This is a genomic window from Limimaricola cinnabarinus (assembly GCF_047631075.1).
Taxonomy (GTDB): domain Bacteria; phylum Pseudomonadota; class Alphaproteobacteria; order Rhodobacterales; family Rhodobacteraceae; genus Limimaricola; species Limimaricola cinnabarinus.
The window spans coordinates 1-5,623 of sequence record NZ_JBLHYX010000043.1; the positions used below are offsets into that span (position 1 = coordinate 1).

The 5,623-nt window shown below is 64.0% G+C and carries 5 protein-coding genes and 1 tRNA gene; all 6 read left to right on the forward strand.

Features of this window, described 5'->3' with window-relative positions:
• The first annotated feature begins 45 nt into the window (after positions 1 to 45).
• Positions 46 to 122 (forward strand) — tRNA-Met (locus ACJASC_RS17390).
• A gap of 287 nt (positions 123 to 409) precedes the next feature.
• Positions 410 to 1,456 carry a hypothetical protein gene (locus ACJASC_RS17395; RefSeq protein ID WP_415147115.1) on the forward strand — a complete coding sequence of 349 codons (1,047 nt, stop codon included), beginning with the start codon at positions 410 to 412 and terminating at the stop codon, positions 1,454 to 1,456.
• 91 nt (positions 1,457 to 1,547) lie between these two features.
• The gene (gene rfbC / locus ACJASC_RS17400) at positions 1,548 to 2,132 is read left to right on the forward strand and encodes a dTDP-4-dehydrorhamnose 3,5-epimerase (protein ID WP_415147116.1); all 585 of its coding nucleotides are present in this window, start codon (positions 1,548 to 1,550) and stop codon (positions 2,130 to 2,132) included.
• Positions 2,129 to 3,184 (forward strand): dTDP-glucose 4,6-dehydratase, encoded by a 1,056-nt coding sequence (rfbB, locus tag ACJASC_RS17405; protein WP_415147117.1) that lies wholly within the window; start codon positions 2,129 to 2,131, stop codon positions 3,182 to 3,184. Before rfbC ends, rfbB begins: the two co-directional genes overlap by 4 nt.
• The gene (gene rfbD, locus ACJASC_RS17410; RefSeq protein WP_415147118.1) at positions 3,181 to 4,062 is read left to right on the forward strand and encodes a dTDP-4-dehydrorhamnose reductase; all 882 of its coding nucleotides are present in this window, start codon (positions 3,181 to 3,183) and stop codon (positions 4,060 to 4,062) included. Before rfbB ends, rfbD begins: the two co-directional genes overlap by 4 nt.
• Positions 4,059 to 4,931, forward strand: a complete 873-nt coding sequence (rfbA, locus tag ACJASC_RS17415; protein ID WP_415147119.1) for a glucose-1-phosphate thymidylyltransferase RfbA — start codon at positions 4,059 to 4,061, stop codon at positions 4,929 to 4,931. Before rfbD ends, rfbA begins: the two co-directional genes overlap by 4 nt.
• Positions 4,932 to 5,623: the final 692 nt, after the last annotated feature.

A 5,623-nucleotide genomic window follows, 5' to 3' on the forward strand; every position in this document is an offset into this window, starting at 1 on the left:
CATTCGGCCTCAAGCAGCCCTCCGGGCGATAGGCCAAACAAATGGCGCGGGATGGAGCAGCCCGGTAGCTCGTCAGGCTCATAACCTGAAGGTCGCAGGTTCAAATCCTGCTCCCGCAACCAACTTCCAAGCATCGATACAAGCCGCTCATCGGATACAGAGCCCGAAGAGACAAGCAGAAAACCGTCCTGCCGGGTCGGACTTTTTGACGTCTCTCCGCAAATAAATCATTCCATATATTTGGAATAAATCGGTTTTCTGAATAAATCCGTCTCCTTGCGCTGTTCTTGCCGTTCGGCCTATCTAGGGCAACCGGAACCCTCGGCACAGGTGAGACGATTTGCGTCAGAGAGACACGACCCGCTGGGGTGATTTTAAGAATGTGACATCCCTGTCCGAGCTCGAGACCGTGGATCTGGGCACCGATGCGCTTTTCACGATCGAAGGCGATCTGCCGGTCGACTGCATGTTCAAGAGAGGCAGCAAGCCGACGCTTCATGTCTGCTTCAACTCCGCACTTACCCCCGGTGCCGACTATGTCCTGCCGGTTTTCACTTGGACAAAGGCCACGGAGCACCTCAAGGGGTCGCGGCTGTTCATCTCCGATCCGACCATGCTCCTGTCGCCCGAGATCATGCTGGGCTGGTATCTCGGGTCGCGGGACCATCCCGTGCAGGAACTGGTCGAAGCGGTCATCGTGGAGGTGATGGCGCGCACTGGCAGCACGCGGGTCGTCTTTACAGGGTCCTCCGGCGGCGGTTTCCCAGCGCTTCTCTATGCCACGAAGTTCGACAATTCGGTTGCCTGCGTGAACGCTCCGGCGACGACGCTGGTGGACCATCACAACCGCAGCGTGGTGGAGAATTTCTGCGCGATCGCGAATGCCGGGCAGCCCATGGAAACCTTCCCGGCGATACTGGACATAACGCAGAACACCGGCCCGGGTCGCGGCGGCAAGGTGATCATCACGCAGAACCTCAACGACCACGCCTTCATCGAGTCCCACCTGCAACCCTTCCTGAAAAGCCGCGGGCTGGGCTGGACCGGCGGGAGCCAGGCCACGCCGCAGGTCGATCTGATCGTCGACGACTGGGGCGAGGGCCACGTGATGCCCCCGCGCGAGGTCATGCGCGACACGCTTTCGCGCATCGAGGATTGCCCGGGAGGGGACTTCGACTTTCTCTGGGGAACCCCCGAAAGAGAGCCGAAATGCGTGATCAGAAAGCTTTCCGACGGAAGCTTCATGGCGGAATCTTCACGCTGTCTTCCGGACTGCCACTACGCCTTTTATCTCCTCAAAAACGGGAAGAAATGCGAAACGAGATCCTACAAGCGCTCGTCAAGCTATATCTTCCGACCCCGCCACGGAGCAGGACGATATTCGCTGTTGTTGTTCGAAAGGGACGAGAACAACCAATCAACCATATCGCGCTCTCCCGAGATCCAGATCGGATAAGTCGCCTTTGATCGAGGCTGCGCGGCAACGAATGACAATCCGCTCACCGGCCGCTAAGCAGTCCCTGCAACGAGTTGACAGGATAGCGGCATTGCGGATCGAACGAACCTCCCTGCCCGGCACACTCGTGCTGGTGCCCGACCGGCACGGCGACGCGCGCGGGTTCTTCTCCGAAAGCTGGAGCCGGGGGCGGCTCGAGCAGGCCGGGATAGATATCGATTTTGTACAGGACAACCACTCGCTTTCGGGGCGGGTCGGCACGCTCAGGGGCCTGCACTTCCAAGCGCCGCCGCATGCGCAGGCCAAGCTGGTGCGCTGCGGGCGCGGGCGGCTGTTCGACGTCGCGGTCGACATTCGCCGCGGCTCGCCCTCCTTCGGCTGCTGGGTCGGGGTGGAGTTGAGCTTCGAGAATGGCCGACAGCTTCTAGTGCCCGAAGGCTTCGCGCATGGCTTCGTCACGCTCGAGCCCGACACCGAGATCGTCTACAAATGCTCGGACCATTATGCGCCCGACTGCGATGCGGGGATCGCTTGGGACGACCCGAATCTCGGTATCGGCTGGCCGCTTTCGAGCACGCCGGTGCTGTCGGAGAAGGACGCGCGCGCGCCGCGCCTGCACGAGATTGACAGCCCCTTTTCCTACGAGGGACCGCTGCCATGGGAGCGCCCGGCATGAAGATCCTCGTCACCGGCGGCGCCGGGTTCATCGGCTCGGCTGTGGTGCGGCTCGCCATCTCGCACGGCCACCATGTCGTCAATCTCGACGCGCTGACCTATGCCGCCTGCGAGGGCAACGTGGCCTCGGTCGCGGACAGCCCGCTCTATGCCTTCGAGCAGGCCGACATCCGCGACCGCGCGGCGCTCGACCGGATCCTTGCCGCGCACGCCCCGGACGCGGTGATGCATCTTGCCGCCGAGAGCCACGTCGACCGGTCCATCGACGGGCCGGGCGACTTCGTCGAGACCAACATCACCGGCACTTACAACATGCTCGAGGCGGCGCGCGCCTTCTGGGTGGCGCAGGGTCGCCCCGAGGGTTTCCGCTTTCACCACGTCTCGACCGACGAGGTGTTCGGCTCGCTGCCCGCCAACAGGTCGATCAAGTTCACCGAAACGACGCCCTATGACCCGCGCTCGCCCTATTCGGCTTCCAAGGCGGCCTCCGACCATCTCGTGCGGGCGTGGCACGAGACCTACGGCCTGCCGGTGGTGCTCAGCAACTGCTCGAACAATTACGGCCCCTACCATTTCCCCGAAAAGCTCATCCCGGTGGTGATCCTGAACGCGCTCGCGGGCAAGGAGCTGCCGATCTACGGGCGTGGCGAAAACATCCGCGACTGGCTCTATGTCGAGGATCACGCCGACGCGCTGCTCACGGTGCTGGAGACCGGCCGGGTGGGCCGCAGCTACAACATCGGCGGCGAGAACGAGCGCAGCAATCTCGAACTGGTCCGCATGCTCTGCGCCATCCTCGACGAGCTGCGCCCCGCCGCCGCCCCCTATGCCGACCAGATCGCCTTCGTCGCCGACCGGCCCGGCCATGACGCGCGCTACGCCATCGACCCGACCCGCATCCGCGAGGAGCTGGGCTGGCGGCCCTCGGTGACGGTCGAGGAGGGGCTCAGGCGCACCGTGCAGTGGTATCTCGACAACGAGGCGTGGTGGCGGCCCCTGCAGGCGCGCGCGGGCGTGGGCCAGAGGCTCGGCACGGCGCAGGCCGCGCAATGAGGCTTCTGGTGCTCGGCCGTTCGGGCCAGGTCGCGCGCGAGTTGGAGCGCTTGGGCAATGACGGCCACGAGATCCGCCTCGTGGGCCGCGACGAGGCCGACCTGTCGCAGCCAGAGGCCGCCGCCGATGTGGTGCGCCAGCTGGTGGACGAAGTCCACGCGCAGGCGATCATCAACGCCGCCGCCTGGACCGCCGTAGACGCGGCCGAGACGCAGGAGGCCGAGGCGCTGGCGGTGAACGGCATCGCGCCCGATCTCGTGGCCCAGATTGCGGCGGAGGCGGGGCTGCCCTTCGTCCATATCTCGACCGACTACGTCTTCGACGGCGCGGGCGAGACGCCCTTCGCCCCCGATGCGCCGACCGCGCCGCTCGGCGCCTATGGCCGGACCAAGCGCGCGGGCGAGGAGGCCGTGGCAAAGGCCGCGAACCCCGCCGGATGGGCGGTGCTGCGCACATCCTGGGTGTTCTCGGCGCATGGCGCGAACTTCGTGAAGACCATGCTGCGGCTCGGGGCGGAGCGCGACGTGCTGCGCGTGGTGGCCGACCAGATCGGCGGCCCGACTCCGGCCGAGGCCATCGCCCGCGCCTGCGTGACGATCGCCGAAACCCTTGCCGCAGAGCCTGCAAAGAGCGGAATCCACCACTTCTCGGGAGCGCCGGACACGAGCTGGGCCGGCTTCGCCTCCGAAATCATGACGCAGGCCGGGCTGCCCTGCCGGATCGAGGATATCCCGACCGCCGCCTACCCCACCCCCGCGCCGCGCCCGCTCAATTCGCGGCTCGACTGCCATAGCCTGCAATCGGCCTTCGGCCTCACCCGCCCCGACTGGCGCGACGGCCTCGCCCGCGTCCTCACCGAACTGAAAGCCACGCCATGACCGCACCGCGCCGCAAGGGCATCATTCTCGCCGGAGGCTCGGGCACCCGGCTCTACCCGATCACCATGGGCGTCTCGAAGCAGCTCCTGCCGATCTACGACAAGCCGATGATCTACTATCCGCTCTCGGTGCTGATGCTGGCCGGTATCCGCGAGATCGCGGTGATCACCACCCCCGAGGATCAGGCCCAGTTCCGCCGCCTTCTGGGCGACGGCAGCCAATGGGGCATCTCGCTCGACTACATCGAACAGCCGAGCCCGGACGGGCTGGCGCAGGCCTATCTGCTGACCGAGGATTTCCTCGCGGGGGCGCCGTCGGCGATGGTTCTGGGCGACAACATCTTCTTCGGCCACGGTCTGCCGACGATGCTTGCGGCGGCCGATGCGCGGCTCGAGGGGGGCACGGTCTTCGGCTACCACGTCGCCGATCCCGAGCGTTATGGCGTGGTCGATTTCGACGCCGAGGGCCAAGTCCGCTCGATCATCGAGAAGCCCGAGGTCCCGCCCTCGAACTACGCCGTGACGGGGCTCTACTTCCTCGACGCCTCCGCCCCCACCCGTGCCCGTGAGATCCGCCCCTCGGCACGCGGCGAGCTGGAGATTACTACGCTGCTCGAAAGCTATCTCGATCAGGGTCTGTTGCGGGTCGAGACCATGGGTCGCGGTTATGCTTGGCTCGACACCGGCACGCATGGCTCGCTGCTGGATGCGGGCAACTTCGTGCGCACGCTGCAAGAGCGGCAGGGACTGCAGACCGGCAGCCCCGACGAGATTGCCTACGGGCTGGGCTGGATCGACCGAGAGGGGTTGATGGCACGGGCGCGGATGTTCGGGAAGAACGCCTATGGGGAGTATCTCAAAGGGTTCTGAGGCCAAGCGGGCTTCACTGGGGTAATCTGATGAGCCGGTCTTGGATGGTGGATGTACCGAACCCTTGTCGCTCGGAACGATCTACAAGGAAGGGGAAGATGATGGTCGAAACCCGGCTCGAAGGAAAGATCGAAGTGGTGAGGAAGCACTCATAGCCCTCCTGCCCTCTGTTTCCCGGTACTGAACATGACCACCTCCACCTCTCTCCACGCTGAAACGGTGCGTTTGCCTATATTGTCGAGGTGAAAAATTGCGATGTTCAGTCGTGGGAAACAGCTTGGTGGCTTTGCCCTTGGATGTTGCATTCCAACAGAAAGGCTTCGCTTTCTGTAGATCAGGGGTGTTTGTGTTCAGTTGGAACACCAGATTTTCGTATCGACATATCGAAAACAGGTGTTTTGACTGAACATGGAAACATCTGGATTCCCTTGAGCCTTGAGTCGGGCCATTTGAACGGGTTGGGCCTCCGTGTTTCACCGACGCCATGGCTCATCTTCATTTCTAATGAACGGCGCAGGATTGACAGCCGGGATGACCGTGCCCACCCCGGTCGTTGCATGGCCCCTTGACCTGCCCCCCTCGAGATCCCTCAGTCTGATGTAGAGTTTGCTCAATTGCAAAGGAGCAGACGATGCGAAAGAGCCGCTTCACCGAGGCGCAGATCATCGGGATGATCAAGGAGCAGGAAGCCG

Coding starts and splice junctions, on each gene's coding strand:
- rfbB (WP_415147117.1), top strand. CDS start 2,129: ATGAAGATCCTCGTCACCGGCGGCGCCGGGTTCATCGGCTCGGCTGTG.
- rfbD (WP_415147118.1), top strand. CDS start 3,181: ATGAGGCTTCTGGTGCTCGGCCGTTCGGGCCAGGTCGCGCGCGAGTTG.
- rfbA (WP_415147119.1), top strand. CDS start 4,059: ATGACCGCACCGCGCCGCAAGGGCATCATTCTCGCCGGAGGCTCGGGC.